This window comes from Bacillus mesophilum (assembly GCF_008923265.1).
In the GTDB taxonomy this organism is placed as follows: Bacteria; Bacillota; Bacilli; order Bacillales; family Cytobacillaceae; genus Cytobacillus; species Cytobacillus mesophilum.
In genome coordinates this window covers 317,772-335,254 of sequence record NZ_WBOT01000001.1, presented here as the reverse complement: position 1 = coordinate 335,254, position 17,483 = coordinate 317,772, and the positions used below count along the sequence as shown (strand labels likewise).

Here is a 17,483-nt window from a genome sequence, read left to right as displayed (position 1 = left end):
CCGTATATTTTATAGTTTTTCAGCAATTCGAAGTTTTGCAGAACGAGCCCGATTATTTTGTTCAAGCTCTTCATCTGATGGTAATAGCGGTTTACGTGTAATTAATTTGATTATAGGTTTATATTCATCTGGAATAATGGGCAGACCTGGCGGCAAATCTGGTGTCTCACTCGCTTTTTTCAATGTGACCTTACAAATACGGTCTTCAAGTGAGTGGAATGTAATAACACTAATTCTGCCTCCCGGATTTAATAGCTCGATTGCTTGCTGAAGAGATTTTTCAAATACCCCTAATTCATCGTTTACTGCGATCCGAATAGCCTGGAAAATGCGTTTGGCCGGATGTCCGCCTTTGCGGCGAGCCGGAGCAGGTATGCCGTCTTTTATAAGCTCAACAAGCTCTGCTGTCGTTTCAATGGGTGCTTTCTCTCTTGCAGCTTCAATTTTTCTGGCAATTTGCTTAGAAAATTTTTCTTCACCATACTTAAAGAAGATCCTAACAAGATCGTTATAATCCCAATGATTAACTACATCATAAGCAGATACATCAGCTTCTTCATCCATGCGCATGTCCAGTGGTGCATCATGATGGTAGCTAAAGCCGCGTTCTGGTGTATCAAGCTGTGGAGATGACACTCCGAGATCGTAAAGAATTCCGTCCACTTTCATGACACCAAGCTTTTCTAACTCTTCCTGCAAAAAGGCAAAATTACTTTTAATTATCGTAATTCGATCTCCGTATTGCTTCAGTTTTTCCCTTGCATGCCTGATGGCTGTATCATCTTGATCAAACGCGTAAAGTTTGCCATTATCAGAAAGCTTGGACAAGATTAGCTCACTGTGTCCGGCTCCTCCAAGTGTACAATCAACATAAATTCCATCGGGGTTAATGTTAAGCCCGTCTACCGTTTCATTCAGCAATACAGTTGTATGTTCAAACATAGCTGTTCATCCTTTCCAATCCTGTTCAGTCTAGAGCAAGCCTCTGTGATTTTTAAATATCAAACCCAATCATATTTTCTGCAATTTCAGCAAAAGATTCCTCTGAGTCTGTAAAATATTCTTCCCAAAGATTTTTGCTCCAAATCTCAATTCGATTGGAAACGCCTAATACGACACATTCTTTTTCCAATTTTGCATATTGCTGAAGCGGGGAAGTGATATTTATTCTTCCTTGTTTATCTATTTCACACTCTGTGGCACCTGAAAAGAAAAATCGGGTAAACGCACGGGCATCTTTTTTGGTAAGGGGCAGACCTTTTAGTTTTTCTTCAAGCTGCTGCCACTCGCCCATAGGGTAGCCAAATAAACATTGATCTAAGCCTCGCGTCAAAACAAAGGATTCTCCTAAGTGTTCACGGAACTTAGCAGGTACGATTAGTCTGCCTTTTGTATCAACGTTATGATGGTACTCACCCATAAACATACCCACTGCACCCACTTTCTAACACAAATGTACCACAATCCCCCACTTTCCTCCACTATTTTTATAAATTCTCTCCCTTGGCATGATCTCCTGCTGGAAAATTTTTATTTTGGAATTTTCCGTTCGCGGTTTATTTACAATTTCTCAGCATTTCTTATGGGAAATTGTCTGAATGGGATTGCACATGTGTTTTTTTGTCATTAGAGGACAAAAAAAGACGGTCCCAACAAACTTTGGGATCACGTCTTTTTAGAGCACTATTTAATGAATGGAAATATTATACTATTCAGAGGTGCTTTTGATCTTCGTAATACTACAAGATAATTATATCTGACTTTTCCTCAGAAAAATAACGGAAATTTTACCCTTATTTCTAAGTTTGAGCTATTTTCGAACGAAATAAGCGGAAATATTCCGGTTAAGTTGAATAAAATCGCCCATTTACACGTTTTTAGGTTAGTTAGTCGGAATTCCTCCGTCTATATAAGCCCATTTAACGTAATTTTACCATTTAAACGGAAATCTTCCGCTTATGCCTTAAATTTTCACTACCACATGGCTACCATCAAAAGGCAGCGGATGATTAAGGATTTGCTGGAAGAATTCCAATCCATACCGGTTCATGTAATATAGCGCGTTCCAGACTCTTTCCTGTGGAGCTCCATCTGGCTTAAGAGCTGTTCCTGTTCGGTCATATTTATTTATGATATGGCTGTGCTGCAATTGAATATCTTCTTGAATCTTCTGCTGCAGAAATTGAATATGTTCAACTACCTTTTGTTCGTTCTTTTTAAGCAGCTGGACAACACCTTTTGTTTCTGTTTTGGCATAATCCTCAATACATCGATAATGTTTTTTTACATCAGCATGTAAAGAAGCAAATAACGAATCTGCCTGATCACTTTGAATCGATTGAAGAAAAGCGTTTTTCTGTCCTTCAATCCCCTTAGCCAGCACATCTTCTAAGCTCACTTCGAGTTCATTGAGATCCGTTTCGATGTCACGTTCTAAAAGCGTAAAATTTATTCTTGGAACAAGCGGTGGCATTTGAATTGAAAAATGCCGGAAAGCTTGCTGAAGCTCTGCCCAATAGGCGATCTCACCAGGACCCGCAATAAAAGCAAGTGTCGGGAAAAGCAGCTCCTGTGTAATGGGGCGTGTCACCACATTATTACTTAGTTTCTCAGGTGAATCTTCTGCAACTTGCAATAGCTCTTCAAGTGAAAATTGAATACTCTGTTCCTTATCTGTAAATAGAGCAGATTCCTGATGATATTCCAGTAATAGACGGTCATGCTGTTTTTCATCATAATAAAATAAATTAGCAGCATGTGCTGTTATATCGATACTATTGCTGATTCCTGCATTCAGCAAGTTCTTCTGCTGCATAAACACAGACTGAGTGACTTCTTTGCTCATGCGGATTTGCTTCTTTAAGATTTCCTTCTGAAGCTGGCGGAACTGCCTGTCGCCGGAATCAACTAAAAGCAGTCCTGTATCTTTGAACATGGCCATAATAATATAGCCGAACAAATCAACAAAGGTATCTGATTTTTGAATAGCTTCATCCAGAATGATCATTAGATCCTTCGTAAATGCTGTTTCTCCATATGCCTCCAGAATACCGTCGACCCATTCACGGCAAATATTCTTATCAAAAGTAATATTCGAGACCATTTTTTTCTCTAATACCTTTTCTGGATAGACGATTTTATTCATTTTAACGCCGCTCTTTGTGAAAATATGATTGACCTCAGGATAATCATGGTCCTCCCCGGCAATCCAAAAAACTGGAATAACAGGAACCTGAAGTTCTCTTTCCTTTTCTTTTGCAAAGGCAACAATCGATAACACTTTATGTATACTATAGAGAGGCCCAGTCATTATGCCTGCCTGCTGACCGCCAATGACAACAGCACTATTATTTTGCTGTAATTTTTTTAAGGATATCCCGACTTGTTCAGAGACAGGAAACTTTCCCATAAATTGTTCAATATAGGAAGCTAATTCTTCCCTCATAAACGACCTGCCTTCAAGCTCGTGTATCCGCTTTTCATAGCTTTGAGATTCATTATAACGATAATCAAAATAAGGGCTAATACGATCTGATTGTATGATATACTCTGTTGCAAACTTGTTTGCCGCAGGCAATGAGAGATTTAACATCTCCATTTTAAGAAACTTCCTTTCTGGAACCAGTTTTCATTTAATCTTATTGAGTATAGCATTGTCTGAATATAAAAGAAAAAAACTTTGCTTACTCACTTTAATTTATTTTAAGACACGAAAAAAGAAACACGCTTGATCAGTCCTATTGCCATCAAGACGATGTACGCTGTGAGAAATAGGAGGAAATTAAAGCGCCAAAACCCCCGAAAAACAAGGGAGAAATTGATTTCATGCTTTACACGCCAATGAATGACAGTAAATAAGGCTGCAATCAGAAGGAGAAGCACGATAATCATCCATAAAAATGACTGCTCCCAAATTGCTACAATTAAAAAATGTACAGATACGATCAAAAAGAATGTGCTAATGTCCACGGCTGCTTTCACAGCCAATTTGTGACGCTTCGTCAATTGCTTCGCTGCAATAAACACAATTATGTATACTACTATTGGAAGTGTCACGAATGTTGCTAAAATACCCGATAATACCGCATCCACTATATTCCCTCCTGCCCCCTATGCATTTAAGAGCAAATGTCTCTATTTTTCTGCCCCTGTTTCTTTTCCTTTTATACTATTATAAAAAAGTTCTGTAAGCTGCGCCTCATAATGCAGGTCTCTTGCTTCATCGAGCAGATAACCTAATATGGCGTCCACCTCTGTTCTTCTTCCCTGCTCTAGGTCTCTATACATGGAAGAATAATTAGCAGCTGTTTTCTTGCATATATTCTGAACATGAAGAAACCCTTTTTCTTTGTCTCTGATTTGTAAAATCGTGCTAACTTCTTCATAAAGCATGGTGAAAATTTTAAAATAATAAGGATTTTGAATAATGTCCCCATTCTTCACCTGGAAAATAGCTGTTAACGGATTAATCACTGCATTAACGAGCAGCTTTTCAGCGAGCATCTCTTTGTAATCTGTAAAGTACTCAAATGGGAAATCATTCATTTTTAGAAAATCATTTACATTTAGTTTAAAATCTTCCCTGCCGGAAAACAGAGCAATTTTTGTCACTCCTGTACCGGTATGAATTACATGATTTCCAGCAGCCTTTAGGCTCCCATGTTCAACGGTTCCGACATATATACTTGCTTCTTCAAATTGATGCAGCCACTTGAGATGCCCCATTCCATTCTGCAAAAACAAAAAAGAGTGCCTCGCCTTTTCTCCCTTTTTAAAAAACGGCATTAATGCAGATAAATGATATTGCTTAACTGCGACAATTGTCATTTCCTCTTCTCCCTGCCACTCCTGGAAAGACCGGGACTTTAGTGCAGTGGGATAGGTTTGTCCATCCTTCTCTAAGTGAAGCCCTGTTCCTGAAATAAGGGCAGCTTGTTCCTGTTTATGTACATATAATGTGACATCGTGTTCCTTGCTTAAATAATGGGCAAAAAGCAACCCAATTGCTCCGCCGCCAATAATAGCGATTTTCATAAGTATCTTCCATTCTGTGTATTTAGTATTAGTTTAACAGAATTATTTAACAGTTGTTATATCAAAAATAGAAAACTTAATACAAACGCCCCTTCCACAGCAGGGAAAGGGGCAGGCAATTACACTGGGTACACTGGATGTTTTCTTACACTAAAAGAAACTTCCTTTGTTTCATATAAAGCGAATCTGGTAATTAAAACGTTTCGCAGATCATGCGGAGACACGATTTCATCAATTATAAGCTCAGAAGCAAGACTATAAATATCAATATGTTCTTTATATTCCTGCTGTTTCTCTTGAATAAATTTCACCTTTTCCGCAGGATCTTCAATTTCATTAATTTTATTTGAATAAACAGCGTTAACAGCCGCTTCAGGTCCCATTACGGCAATTTGAGCCGTTGGCAATGCAATACAGCAATCTGGTTCAAATGCAGGACCGGCCATTGCATAAAGCCCTGCTCCATAAGCCTTTCGGACAATTACTGAAATCTTTGGCACTGTTGCCGAACTCATTGCGGCGATTAATTTTGCTCCGTGCCGGATAATACCTGCACGCTCAACCTTTGTGCCAATCATAAAGCCAGGTACATCCGCAAGGAAAAGAAGCGGAATATGAAAGGCGTCACAAAGCTGGATAAACTTAGCTGCTTTATCTGCTGAATCAACAAACAATACGCCGCCTTTTACCTTTGGCTGATTGGCAATGATTCCTACTGTTCTACCATCCATTCGTCCAAAGCCAGTAATCAATTCTGGGGCAAATAGCTTTTTCATCTCAAAAAAACTGCCTTCATCAATAAGTACATCTATACATTCGTACATATTGAATGGTGCATTTTGATTAACGGGAATGATTTCCTCCAGATCCCTGCCCATTTTCGGCTGTACCGGCTCTCTTAATCTTGTTTTTTCTTTGAAGCTTGCAGGAAAATAAGATAAATATTCTTTTGCATGCTGAATTGCCTCTTCTTCGTTTGCAGCAAGCACATCGCCGCAGCCACTTACACTGCAATGCATGCGGGCGCCGCCCATTTCCTCTAAAGTTACCTTCTCACCAATTACTTTTTCAGCCATTCGAGGAGAACCTAGATACATGGATGCATTTTTATCTACCATTACGACAATGTCACAAAAGGCCGGAATATAGGCTCCACCGGCAGCTGATGGTCCAAATAATAAACAAACTTGCGGAATCATCCCTGATAGCTTGACCTGATTATAAAAGATTTTTCCTGCACCGCGCCGGTTCGGAAACATATCGAGCTGATCGGTAATTCTTGCCCCAGCAGAATCTACCAGATAAAGAATGGGCACCTTAAGCTTTTCAGCTGTTTCTTGAATGCGGATAATTTTTTCAACCGTACGTGCTCCCCATGATCCGGCTTTGACAGTTGAATCATTAGCCATTACACAGACAGTTTGGCTGTGGATTTTTCCAATGGCGGTCACTACTCCGTCAGCAGGCAATCCTTCTTCTTTGCAGTTTGCAAATTTGCCATCCTCTTCATATTGCCCATCATCAAATAAAAGCTCAAGCCGCTTTCTTACAAAGAGCTTATTTTGCTGCTCCAATTTTTGATGGTATTTCTCACTGCCGCCAGCCTCTATTTCTTTTTTCTTATCTTTTAAAGTCTGGGCAAATGTTTGTATGTTACTCATCCTCTTCCTCCTTTAACTTTATAAATAGGAAAATTTACTCCATTACCAGAAGAACATCCCCTTCGTTCACAAAATCACCGATATTTGCTTTTACCTCTGACACTTTACCGGCTTCAGAAGCCTCTACAGGTATTTCCATTTTCATGGATTCAAGCATAAAAACCTCCTGTCCTGCACTAACCTCATCCCCGGCTCCAATAAAAACATTTAAGACCGTACCCGCCATTGCTGCTTTAATTTCTTTCAAATCAATCTCCTCCTAATTGAAAGTGCTTACATTTTAATGGTGTTTAAATATGCAGTAGAATAACTTCCATTCTGATAATCTTTTTCTCTTAAAATATGTGCAAATAGTGAAGCATTGGTTTTAATGCCAGTAATTTTTAATTGATCAAAAAAACGAATGGCTCTCTCAATTACCTGTTTCCTTGAAACCCCTGAGATAATACATTTTGCAATCATTGGATCATAAAACGGGGTCACCGCTGATTGAGACACATATCCATAATCGACCCTGACACCTTCAAAGTCCGGCCAATCCAGCTCTTCAATTTTTCCTGGTGAAGGTAAAAAGGTAATAGGATCCTCTGCATATAATCGAAATTCAATACTATGCCCTTCAGCAAATATGTCAGATTGCTGCAGCGGGAGTTTCTTTCCGCTTGCGGCAAGCAGCTGCCATTCTACTAAATCAAGACCTGTAATTTGCTCGGTAATCGGGTGCTCTACCTGCAGCCTTGTATTCATTTCCAGAAAGTAAAAATGATCATTTTCGTCCACAATAAATTCAATTGTACCTGCATTTTTATACTGAACAGCTGCTGCAGCCTTAAGTGCTGCTTCATACATCCGTTTTTTCACATCTGCTGAAAGTGAACATGCTGGAGCTTCTTCAATTACTTTTTGGTTTCTTCTTTGAATTGAACAATCTCTCTCAAATAAATGAACAAGATTGCCAGCTTCATCTCCAAAAACCTGTATTTCAATATGCCGGGCATTTTCGATATACTTTTCAAGGAAAATGGTTTCGCTGCCAAAATAAGCTTTTGCCCGAGTCTTAACCGTTTGAAACGACTTAACGAGCGCTTGCTCATTTTCACACTTCACCATGCCTATTCCGCCGCCGCCCCCACTCGCTTTTAGCATCACAGGATATCCAATGTCAGTTGCGACGAAACAGGCATCTTCCAAACTGGAAACTTGATCACTGCCAGGTACAATTGGTATACCTGCCTTTTCCATGGCTGATCGAGACTGAATTTTATCCCCCATCAGCTCAATTGTTTCTGGATCTGGTCCAATAAAAATCAACCCCTCCCTGTTAACAGCCCTTGCAAATTCAGCATTTTCCGATAAAAAACCATAGCCAGGATGAATCCCATCCGCTTCCTCTTCCTTGGCTATTTCGATGATCCTCTCTGCATTTAAGTATGATTTATTCACTGGCGGCTCACCAATGCGGACAGCTTTCGTTGCATAATGCACATAAGGCAGCTGCTGATCAGCGTCTGAATAAACAGCAATTGTTTCAATTCCTAATTTATGGCAGGTGCGCATGATTCTGAGTGCAATTTCTCCCCTGTTTGCGATTAATATTTTTTGCACATCGAAACTCCTTTCAAAAATTTGATCAAACTGCATAATAAGCGTCGCAATATTATTTATTTCTACAATCTTCTGTTTATTCCTTCTTTAATTGTGAAAACGCTTACCATATATTTATATGATGTTTGAATTCTATACAGAATCGCACCTTATTTCCTTAAATCAAGCACTTAATCACATAGCCGCATCAGATTCTGCGGGTTTCACCCTCTCACTTCCTCACACAGGAGTCTCGCATCATTTTGGCTCGCTTCTATTTGATCATTAAAATATATCCTGCAAAGTAAAAAGGCAGAATTTTTCGTTTTATTAGTATATAATAATATTAGGCTAGTGCATTGTTATGGATAACAATCAACTAGTCAATTGTTTATTTTTAAAACAAAAAAGATTGTTATACATTTTCAGTCAAGGGGGATTTAAAATGGCATACAAGGTTGAAAAATTAAAAATAAACTACAAGACATTAGAAGAATTTAAAAGATTTAAAGAATATGGATTACAGGAATTATCAATGTTTGAGGATCTTGAAGCAAATATCATTGAAAACGACAGTGCTTCTCCCTTCTATGGCATTTATTTTGGCAGTCTTTTAGTTGCGCGAATGAGCCTATACAGGGTAGAAGCAAAATTTGACCGCTACTTTGATCCGCCACAAGATTATTTGGAGCTCTGGAAATTGGAAGTGCTTCCAGACTATCAGGGCAAAGGATATGGCCATGCCTTAGTAGATTTTGCAAAAAGCTATGGCTTGCCTATTAAAACGAATCCTCGTGTTAAATCACAAGAGTTCTGGGCGAAAGTGGGCTTTACATCTGTTCATTATGATATGGAGCGAGATTTGGGTGAAAATCCAATTATTTGGTATCCTAGCGGAGCAGCAGAACAGTAAAGCTAAGAATAAAAGGGGCTGGAATAATTCATTCTAGCCCCTTTTAACTGCCTATTCAAATTGATGTAAATCCTATACCTTTACATTTTTCTGGCGGCCATCTTCTTTTGTGACCACCATTTGTCTTGCTCTTTCCATAATTTCAATTAGTGCATTATGATCTTTTTCAATATTTGATAACTCTTCTGTGAGCTTTTCATTTTCCGCAGCAAGGCTGTGGGTTTGGTTTTCCAGCTCTTGAATACGCACTTTATAGCTTTCAACTTCTTCTTGATTATTTGTCATTTCGGCTTTTTCATATAAAGTTTTTAAATGTTGTACTAAAGCTTCAAAATCAAGCAGATCTGATTGTGCAGTGGAAATGTTTTCAGCTGGTACAGGACTTATAGTTCCTGCAATATCTGGTACATCTGCTTGTGTTATCTCCTGTGGATATTTTTTCAGCTCTTTACGCTGTCTTTTGGCTAATTCAATTCCTGATTTATACTGCTTTCTTACATAGGAATTCCAGCGAAATCCGCAAGCGGCCGCTGTTCTTGATAAACGCTTTCCTACTTCTTCAAATGCTAAAAGCTGTGTTCCCCCTTCTCGAATATGACGAAGCACTACTTCTGCTAATAGCAAATCTTCATCTTGTGACCATGCATCCTGCCGTGTTGAAGACATCAGCAAATCCCTCCTAGTGTTTTTTCTTCATTTTATGCATCTGCTAGAAAAGATAGACTGATATCATGTTAGATTCTAAACATTTCTTTTGTCATTAAGATGGACGATCTGCTCAAATGCTCTTCCATTTTGATGGTCAGGCTAAGGCTGCTTGAAAGAAAAAACTCCTATTGAGTAAAAAACTAGCAGTCCACTTCTGGTTAAGTGCATTTGAAAAGTTTTGGACCGTCAAGGATCAGCCAATGGTTATAAGAATCAAAAATAGGTCAAACAATAGCTGTATTTCGAAGCTAAGCAATATATTGAATAATAACAAAAGCACAAGAACATAATGTTCTTGTGCTTTTATTGTAAAAGAAATTAGTTGTTTACAACTTCTTTTCCTTTGTAAGTTCCGCAAGCTTTGCACACGCGGTGAGCAAGTTTCATTTCACCACAGTTTGGGCATTCCACCATACCAGGAACCTGTAATTTAAAATGGGTACGACGTTTTCTTTTTGCAGTTTTAGAAGTCCTTCTAAAAGGTACAGCCATTCTTCCCACCTCCTTAAAGATAATTAAGAAAGTTATGAAGGCCAGATCATGCTGGTTTCTTCAAATGCTTCTTATTTTTTCTATCTTCCTTTTATGTATCGGAAGAAGAATCGTTTTCGTTAAAAAATTGAGCAAGGCCGGCAAGACGAGGATCAATACTATCCTTCTTTTCCTGCTCGTGGATTACTTCCCAATCTTTTCCTGATTGAGGAGCTCCTTCATCATCGCTATCTTCGCAAAATACTTGCATAGGCACTTCTAAGATCAAGATTTCATGAATGATCGGCATTAAGTCGATCACATCTCCCTTGAGCTGATAAACCTCTTCTTCCATATCATATCCGATATCTTTCAGAAGAAAAGTTTCAACAGTACTAACATCAATTGGAAGCTTCACATCCACTAATGTCCGGGAGCATGGCAAAATCAAATGCCCTTGAATCTTTAAGTGAAAAGTCACTTTTGCTGAATCAATGTCAGCACGTCCTGTAACATGCATCGGCGAAGCACGTCTAATGTTCGGATCAATTTTCATGACTTCATCGACATTGACGATTTCATCAATCAAAAAGTCCTTGCTACGATTTTTTTGCAACTGACTTAAAGTCCATTTCATACGAATCACCCCAAGGCAACAAAGGTAATTATAGCTTTCATATAATTATTTGTCAATATTTTTTCTTTACACTATAATGTAGACATTATCAGCGTATTTGAAACTAAAATTTAAAAATTCTTTTTTAAACTTCCTGCATTTAAATGATTTTGAAGGAGGCCAATCTATGGAAGCTGTTGGCGTTGTTGTTGAATATAATCCTTTTCATAATGGACATGCCTATCATTTGCGTGCCGCAAAACAAACTTCTGGGGCAAATATCGTTATTGCTGTCATGAGCGGCAGCTTTCTTCAGCGCGGAGAACCTGCATTTGCTTCTAAATGGACAAGAGCTGAAATGGCTTTGCGTGCTGGAGCTGACATTGTGTTTGAACTTCCTTATCAATTTGCTGTTCAGCAGGCAGATACTTTTGCTGCCGGAGCTGTGTCAATTTTGGAAGCAGCACGGTGCAAATCCCTTTGCTTTGGAAGCGAATCAGGAGACATCTCAAAGTTTCATCATGCAGCTGTGTTCTTTTCTCAGCATGAAGAAGAATATCAGGCAAGCATCCGTCAGTTTTTAGAAAAAGGTAACAGTTATCCAAAAGCAGCATCACTGGCTGCGCAAAAACTTCAAAAAAATGAGGATACACTTGATCTGTCCCAGCCAAATAATATTTTAGGCTATCAATATGTAAATTCTATTATAAAACAAAATGCATCCATAAAACCACTCACTATTAAAAGAAAAAATGCGGACTATCATGATCAGTCATTCACCTCAGATGATATAGCAAGTGCAACCAGCATTCGTAAAGCACTCTTTGCTGATGAAGGAACCATAGAGGATATCTCACCATTTGTGCCACAATCAACCTATAAATTAATGCTATTTTACCAAAAGACATACGGTATATTTCATCATTGGGAGCTATACTGGCCCCTGCTGCAATATCGGCTGCTGCATTTAAAGGCTCATGAGCTGAGTACCATCTATGAAATGGAAGAAGGGCTTGAGAACCGTTTTTTAGCAGCTGCTTTAAAAGCTGATTCTTTTCATCATTTTATGACTCTAATTAAAACGAAACGGTACACTTGGACCCGCCTGCAGAGAGCTTGTGTACATATTTTAACGAATTCATCTAAAGAGGACATGAAGGGACATGAAAAAGCTGATTATTTACGGCTTTTGGGTATGACAGAAAATGGGCGCTCTTACCTAAATAAATATAAAAATGATTTAGGACTTCCGCTTGTATCCAGGATTTCCGCCAACCAATCTGCAGGACTTGCACTTGATATTAAAGCATCCCGGGTATATGCATTAGCCACAGGTTTAATGAATAAAAAGGCATTCATTTCACAAGACTTTACACAGTCTCCGATCATACTGTAAGTACTTTTTGAGTATGCGGATTCATAAATTCGTTAAACGGATCTAATTGTCACAAAAAAGCCTTCTGTCTCTCAAAGAGTCAAAAGGCTTCTTTTTTACTTTTCTTCTAAGGCCAATAAATACTCAATTGCGTCATCAAAAGTATCAACAGGCACAATTTTCATTTCAGTATCAATATCATCTGCTGCAGCGGAAGCTTCTAAGTAATTGGAATTCTCCGCATTGTTTTCATTTGGAGCAAAAAAGAATTCTGCACCCGCCTTATCAGCTGCCACTACTTTTTGTTCAATACCGCCAATGCGCCCGATTGTACCGTCACTGCTCATCGTACCGGTACCAGCAATCTCATATCCTCTTGTTAAGTCTTCCTCGACCAATTGATTATATATCTCTAAGGAAAACATAAAACCTGCTGAAGGTCCTCCGATATCTGAACTATCTACTTTTACTTTTGGTTCTACTTTTATTTCTTTGTCATCAACTAGCGATATGCCAACGCCAGGTTTCTTTGTTTGTGGCAGAAGATCAACTGTTAATGCTGCCTCTTCTGTTCTGCCATTCCGTTCATATGTAAGCATAATTTCGTCGCCTTCCTCTTTTGAGGCAACAAGATCAATAAATTGCTGTGACGATTCAAATTCTGTACCATCAACAGCATATATACGGTCAGCTGGCTCTAAAATGCCGTCTGCTGGCATATCCGGCAAAACATTCAATACATAAACTCCACGGTAATTAAACTCAACCGGCAATCCGGCTTTTTTATAGGCAACTTCAATTGCTGACAATTTTGATGAGTCCATTAAATATAATTGACGGACATTATACTCTTCATCTGTTTCGTCTTCAGCACGGATGTCTTCAACGGGATGAAGGTCCTGATACTTGCTCATTTTCGCAATGAGGTAGGCATAAATATTGGCTTTGCCCATTCTGACTGTGGTCAGCATAAAGCTTCCTTCTTCTTCATAGCCGTTCTCAACCTCAATGATAGGCTCTAACTCTTTTGCCATACCCGGTTTGGATACATAATAAGGAAGATGGTAAAAGGAACTTAGCATGATTATGATAGCAACGATTATAAAGGAGCGAGTATAAAAGCGTTTATTCATTCTTGTGCAGGCTCCTTCCAATTAGAAATATAATTCTTTATTTCAATGACTTGCTTAAGCATTTCTTCCTCGCCAATTTTAATTATTTCTTCAATATTTGTAAAAGCTTTTGCACTAAACATTTCAACCCTTGGCTTGATCATAAAATCAGAGGCAATTTCACGATGCATAACCAGTTCCATCTGTAAGATATCCAAACTTTGCATAATCACATCATAAATTGATGTGATTTCCGTATTCACTTTTACATGCGAAACATCTACGGCAATGATGATATCAGCACCCATTTCTTTTACAACGGACACCGGTACACGATCAACTACTCCACCATCAACAAGCAGACGCCCATTCACTTTTTCAGGTACAAAGATTCCTGGTATTGAAATACTTGCGCGAACAGCTTCTGCCACTGGACCATCCTGAAAAACGACCTTTTCACCAGTAAGCAGATCTGCCGCAACCACCCTGATTGGGATATTTAATTCCTCTAAACGCTTATTATGTGTAAAAATCCGAATGAGCTCTTTTACTCTTTTCCCTGAAATAAACCCCATTTTTGGAACGGTAAAATCAAGATAATATTTTCTCTTAAATCCTTTAGAGAATTTGTATAGCTTTGTCAGCTCTAATCCAGATGCATAAAAACAGCCAACCATTGCCCCCATGCTGCTCCCAGCTATCATATCAACCTGTATCCCTTCATCCTCTAACACTTTCAAAACACCTAAATGAGCAAAGCCTCTCGCTCCGCCAGATCCAAGTGCCAGACCAATTTTTGGACGCCTCAAAGGATTCCCTCCTTCAGTTACCATGCTTGTATATTCTTATGGTCTATTTTTCATATGTATGAGTATATTGATTAATATGGTAACTAGAAAAGCGTAAGGCGCTTGCTCAGGGACGACAAGCTTAAGACAAGCCAGGCGAAAGGTCGTTCTTTGACCTTTTGAATGGATTGGCTTAAGACCTCGAGTCCCTAGCGCCTGTAGCTAGACAATACGAAAAGCGGAGGCGGCTTGCCCAGCCGCGACAAGCATAAGGCAAGCTGGCATAAAGGTTGTTCTTTAACCTTTAGGACGGATTGACTTATGACCTCGAGCGGCTAGCCGCCGGAGCTAGACAATTCGAAAAACGTAAGGCGCTTGCTCAGGGACAAGCATAAGGCAAGGCATTTAGGTATTAAGATTAGGCACTTATTATTTTACACATTATTTTATCATTAAATGAAATGTGTTGCACAGTATGTTCACTTAAGTAAGGGAGGATCTGCATTTGTTTCGATCAAAATTAAAAACCATTGTTCTTGCACTTTCTGTAACGATGATGGCAGTTTCGCTCATCTCATTTCCGCAGGAATCAGTAGATGCTTCCATAAGAGGATTAGATATGTGGTGGGAAATTGTTTTTCCTTCACTTCTTCCTTTTTTTATTGTTTCTGAAATGCTGATTGGATTTGGTGTTGTCAAATTTATCGGGGTTATGCTTGAACCTCTTATGCGCCCATTATTTCGTGTTCCTGGAGTCGGAGGCTTTGCCTGGGCAATGGGAATGGCCTCGGGATTTCCAGCTGGAGCAAAGCTATCTGCCAGACTTCGCCAAGAAGGTCAATTAACAAGAATAGAGGCAGAAAGACTCGTCTCCTTTACAAACTGTTCGAATCCCCTTTTCATTTTCGGTGCTGTTTCTGTTGGTTTTTTTGGAAATGCTAAGCTGGGTGTCATTTTAGCTCTCGCCCATTATCTTGGGAATTTCACTGTAGGTTTACTCATGAGATTTCACGGTCACAAAGAAAATAAGGAGAACAAAGAGAAACAAAAAGCTCCATCAATCCGAAAGGCTTTATCCGCCTTACATAAAACTAGAATAAACGACAATCGCCCACTTGGAAAATTATTAGGAGACGCAGTGATGTCATCCATCCAGACTTTATTAATGATTGGCGGATTTATTATATTATTCTCTGTAATCAATAAAATGCTCTTCCATGTTGGCATAACAGCATTTTTAGCTAAAGGGATTGAAATGATGCTAACCATGCTGCATTTTCCAGTCGAACTTAGTCTTCCGCTGATCTCTGGTCTTTTTGAAATCACTTTCGGCAGTCAAATGGCCAGCCAGGTAGATGAGTCAACCTTAATGCATCAAGCAGTGATCGTCAGTCTTGTTCTTGGCTTTAGCGGTTTTAGCGTCCAGGCTCAAGTAGCAAGCATACTTGCTCAAACAGACATTCGTTTCAAGCCATTCTTCTTTGCGAGAATTCTTCATAGCTGTTTTGCTGCTTTTTATGCTTACCTTCTATGGAATCCAATCTATGTACGCTTTTACAGCAACGAGCCAACCTCTAATGCCGTCCCGGTTTTCAATCTTGGTGATGGATTAATGTCTCAAAAAATACTTGATTCCTTAGCAGAGTTTGGTCCATTAATAACGATTTTTGCCTTAATGCTGTATACCATTATTCTTGCCAAAAGAACGCTGGCAAAATAAATAAGCCTCCCAATTTGGGGGCTTATTCTTTTGAAGCAAACTTTTCTCTCAGTGCTGATTCCACACTGGCTGGAACAAGCTCTGAGACATTGCCATTATACTTAGCGACCTCTTTGACAATACTTGAGCTTAAAAAAGAGTATTGATTGTTCGTCATCACAAAAAATGTTTCGATTGCATCATCTAATACTCTATTCATAGAAGTGATTTGCATTTCATATTCGAAATCGGAAACCGCGCGCAAACCTCGGATAATCGCACTTGCCTTCACGCTTTTAGCATAGTCGACAAGCAGTCCCTGAAAGGAATCTACCTTTACATTTGGAATATCACTTGTCACTTTTTTAATTAATTCAATTCTCTCTTCTACTGAAAACAATGGGTTTTTAGAAGAGTTATTTAATACGACCACATTCAGCTGGTCAAATACCTTAGCACCTCTTTTTATAATATCCAGGTGTCCATATGTAATGGGATCAAAACTTCCTGGACAAACCGCTACCTTCATCAATATACCCCCAATATGTACACTCTTTATGTGCCAGCTATGGATTAAAAATCATGTAAAATTGCTGTAAGAAACGAAATAAGGAGAAACTAACAGTACTAGCCTCTGCCTAAATTCCTGAATTACCTTTTATAGATTGAAATCGATATCATTCCATAGTTTTCGTGCTTATATTGCACAAAGCTGCCGATCTGTTCCGGTAAATGAACATCCGAACCATGTTCGCAAATGATCGTGCCATCATCGGCAAGCAATGCTTCTCTATCCATCAGTTCCATTAGCTTGACCAGCTGTTGCTTCTTGTATGGCGGATCTAAGAATATATAATCAAATACAAGCTCTCTCTTTATAATTGCCTTTAAAGCTCTTTCAGCATCATTGCGATAGACTTCACTCTGTTCTGTGAATCCACTGGATGAAAGATTATCATGAATGGTCTGGATTGCCATCCGGTCCCGGTCTACAAAAATAACTTTGTCCACACCTCTGCTGATTGCCTCAATCCCCAGTCCGCCGCTGCCGGCAAACAAATCAAGGCAAAGTCCTCCTTCAAAATATGGACCAATCATATTAAACAATGCTTCTTTCACTTTATCAGTTGTTGGTCGGGTTGAATTCCCTGGGACAGGCTTTAAGCTTCTCCCTTTCTGCGAACCAGAAACAACTCTCATATCATCACCACTGCTACCATTATTGATTTTTTTCTTCCCTATCCTACCATATTTGCCGACCGCAATCCAAACAATATTTTGAAATCGCTATCATTCCTGGTAGTTTCGTTATTATTTTTTATTCTGATGTGTATATTGAACTCTATTGTGGAAATACTGTTACTAACAGCATCTATTCGATGATGCTGTTGCCAACCGCGGAGAAGACTTACGTTTCCCCATAAGTTCTTCCTCCGGTTTCTCCTCTCCCTTTGCCTTCTATCCTTTGAGGATATAGAAGGACCCTGCAGAAATCTGCAGGGTTTTCTTTTTTATTAAAAAT

At 39.0% G+C, this 17,483-nt stretch carries 18 protein-coding genes; 3 read left to right on the top strand and 15 right to left on the bottom strand.

Annotated features, from left to right (window positions below):
* Positions 1-9: 9 nt before the first annotated feature.
* From rsmH to F7732_RS01695, 8 genes are all read right to left on the bottom strand, one after another.
* Positions 10-942: a 16S rRNA (cytosine(1402)-N(4))-methyltransferase RsmH gene (gene rsmH / locus F7732_RS01730; RefSeq protein ID WP_151571979.1), complete on the bottom strand. Its 933-nt coding sequence runs from the start codon at positions 940-942 to the stop codon at positions 10-12.
* Positions 943-994: 52 nt separating this feature from the next.
* Entirely contained in the window at positions 995-1,426 is a 432-nt protein-coding gene (mraZ, locus tag F7732_RS01725) for a division/cell wall cluster transcriptional repressor MraZ (RefSeq protein WP_151571978.1), read from the bottom strand.
* Between the two features lie 537 nt (positions 1,427-1,963).
* Positions 1,964-3,598, bottom strand: coding sequence for a bacillithiol biosynthesis cysteine-adding enzyme BshC (gene bshC / locus F7732_RS01720; RefSeq protein ID WP_151571977.1), 1,635 nt, complete (start codon positions 3,596-3,598; stop codon positions 1,964-1,966).
* A 104-nt stretch (positions 3,599-3,702) separates the two neighbouring features.
* The gene (locus F7732_RS01715; RefSeq protein WP_151571976.1) at positions 3,703-4,092 is read right to left on the bottom strand and encodes a DUF3397 domain-containing protein; all 390 of its coding nucleotides are present in this window, start codon (positions 4,090-4,092) and stop codon (positions 3,703-3,705) included.
* Positions 4,093-4,134: 42 nt separating this feature from the next.
* Positions 4,135-5,034: a 2-dehydropantoate 2-reductase gene (locus F7732_RS01710; protein ID WP_151571975.1), complete on the bottom strand. Its 900-nt coding sequence runs from the start codon at positions 5,032-5,034 to the stop codon at positions 4,135-4,137.
* A 119-nt stretch (positions 5,035-5,153) separates the two neighbouring features.
* Positions 5,154-6,695 carry an acyl-CoA carboxylase subunit beta gene (locus F7732_RS01705; RefSeq protein ID WP_151571974.1) on the bottom strand — a complete coding sequence of 514 codons (1,542 nt, stop codon included), beginning with the start codon at positions 6,693-6,695 and terminating at the stop codon, positions 5,154-5,156.
* A 34-nt stretch (positions 6,696-6,729) separates the two neighbouring features.
* On the bottom strand, positions 6,730-6,942 hold the full coding sequence (locus F7732_RS01700; protein ID WP_151571973.1) for a biotin/lipoyl-containing protein: 213 nt from the start codon (positions 6,940-6,942) through the stop codon (positions 6,730-6,732).
* Between the two features lie 26 nt (positions 6,943-6,968).
* Positions 6,969-8,300: an acetyl-CoA carboxylase biotin carboxylase subunit gene (locus tag F7732_RS01695; protein WP_151571972.1), complete on the bottom strand. Its 1,332-nt coding sequence runs from the start codon at positions 8,298-8,300 to the stop codon at positions 6,969-6,971.
* Positions 8,301-8,724: 424 nt separating this feature from the next.
* On the opposite strand from F7732_RS01695, the gene F7732_RS01690 reads away from it, so the two are divergent.
* The gene (locus tag F7732_RS01690; RefSeq protein WP_151571971.1) at positions 8,725-9,192 is read left to right on the top strand and encodes an N-acetyltransferase; all 468 of its coding nucleotides are present in this window, start codon (positions 8,725-8,727) and stop codon (positions 9,190-9,192) included.
* A gap of 72 nt (positions 9,193-9,264) precedes the next feature.
* On the opposite strand, the gene F7732_RS01685 is transcribed toward F7732_RS01690, so the two are convergent.
* The 3 genes from F7732_RS01685 to F7732_RS01675 form a co-directional block, all read right to left on the bottom strand.
* On the bottom strand, positions 9,265-9,858 hold the full coding sequence (locus tag F7732_RS01685) for an RsfA family transcriptional regulator (RefSeq protein WP_151571970.1): 594 nt from the start codon (positions 9,856-9,858) through the stop codon (positions 9,265-9,267).
* A gap of 360 nt (positions 9,859-10,218) precedes the next feature.
* Complete coding sequence (gene rpmF / locus F7732_RS01680) at positions 10,219-10,392, bottom strand: 50S ribosomal protein L32 (RefSeq protein WP_003348855.1); 174 nt, start codon at positions 10,390-10,392, stop codon at positions 10,219-10,221.
* Between the two features lie 91 nt (positions 10,393-10,483).
* Positions 10,484-11,008: a YceD family protein gene (locus F7732_RS01675; protein ID WP_151571969.1), complete on the bottom strand. Its 525-nt coding sequence runs from the start codon at positions 11,006-11,008 to the stop codon at positions 10,484-10,486.
* Between the two features lie 166 nt (positions 11,009-11,174).
* Here F7732_RS01675 and F7732_RS01670 point away from each other — a divergent pair, with 166 nt between their 5' ends.
* Positions 11,175-12,383, top strand: coding sequence for a nucleotidyltransferase (locus tag F7732_RS01670; RefSeq protein ID WP_151571968.1), 1,209 nt, complete (start codon positions 11,175-11,177; stop codon positions 12,381-12,383).
* A gap of 95 nt (positions 12,384-12,478) precedes the next feature.
* Here the strand turns inward: F7732_RS01670 and F7732_RS01665 are convergent, their stop codons facing one another.
* Positions 12,479-13,495 (bottom strand): SepM family pheromone-processing serine protease, encoded by a 1,017-nt coding sequence (locus tag F7732_RS01665; protein WP_151571967.1) that lies wholly within the window; start codon positions 13,493-13,495, stop codon positions 12,479-12,481.
* Positions 13,492-14,283, bottom strand: coding sequence for a patatin-like phospholipase family protein (locus F7732_RS01660; RefSeq protein ID WP_151571966.1), 792 nt, complete (start codon positions 14,281-14,283; stop codon positions 13,492-13,494). The genes F7732_RS01665 and F7732_RS01660 overlap by 4 nt, the downstream gene beginning before the upstream one ends.
* Positions 14,284-14,767: 484 nt before the next feature.
* Between F7732_RS01660 and ylbJ the strand changes: the two genes are divergently transcribed.
* Positions 14,768-15,982, top strand: coding sequence for a sporulation integral membrane protein YlbJ (gene ylbJ, locus F7732_RS01655; RefSeq protein WP_151571965.1), 1,215 nt, complete (start codon positions 14,768-14,770; stop codon positions 15,980-15,982).
* Between the two features lie 22 nt (positions 15,983-16,004).
* Here the strand turns inward: ylbJ and coaD are convergent, their stop codons facing one another.
* A complete protein-coding gene (gene coaD / locus F7732_RS01650) occupies positions 16,005-16,493 on the bottom strand; it encodes a pantetheine-phosphate adenylyltransferase (RefSeq protein ID WP_151571964.1) in 489 nt (162 codons plus the stop codon).
* A gap of 119 nt (positions 16,494-16,612) precedes the next feature.
* Complete coding sequence (rsmD, locus tag F7732_RS01645; protein ID WP_151571963.1) at positions 16,613-17,161, bottom strand: 16S rRNA (guanine(966)-N(2))-methyltransferase RsmD; 549 nt, start codon at positions 17,159-17,161, stop codon at positions 16,613-16,615.
* Positions 17,162-17,483 lie beyond the last annotated feature (322 nt).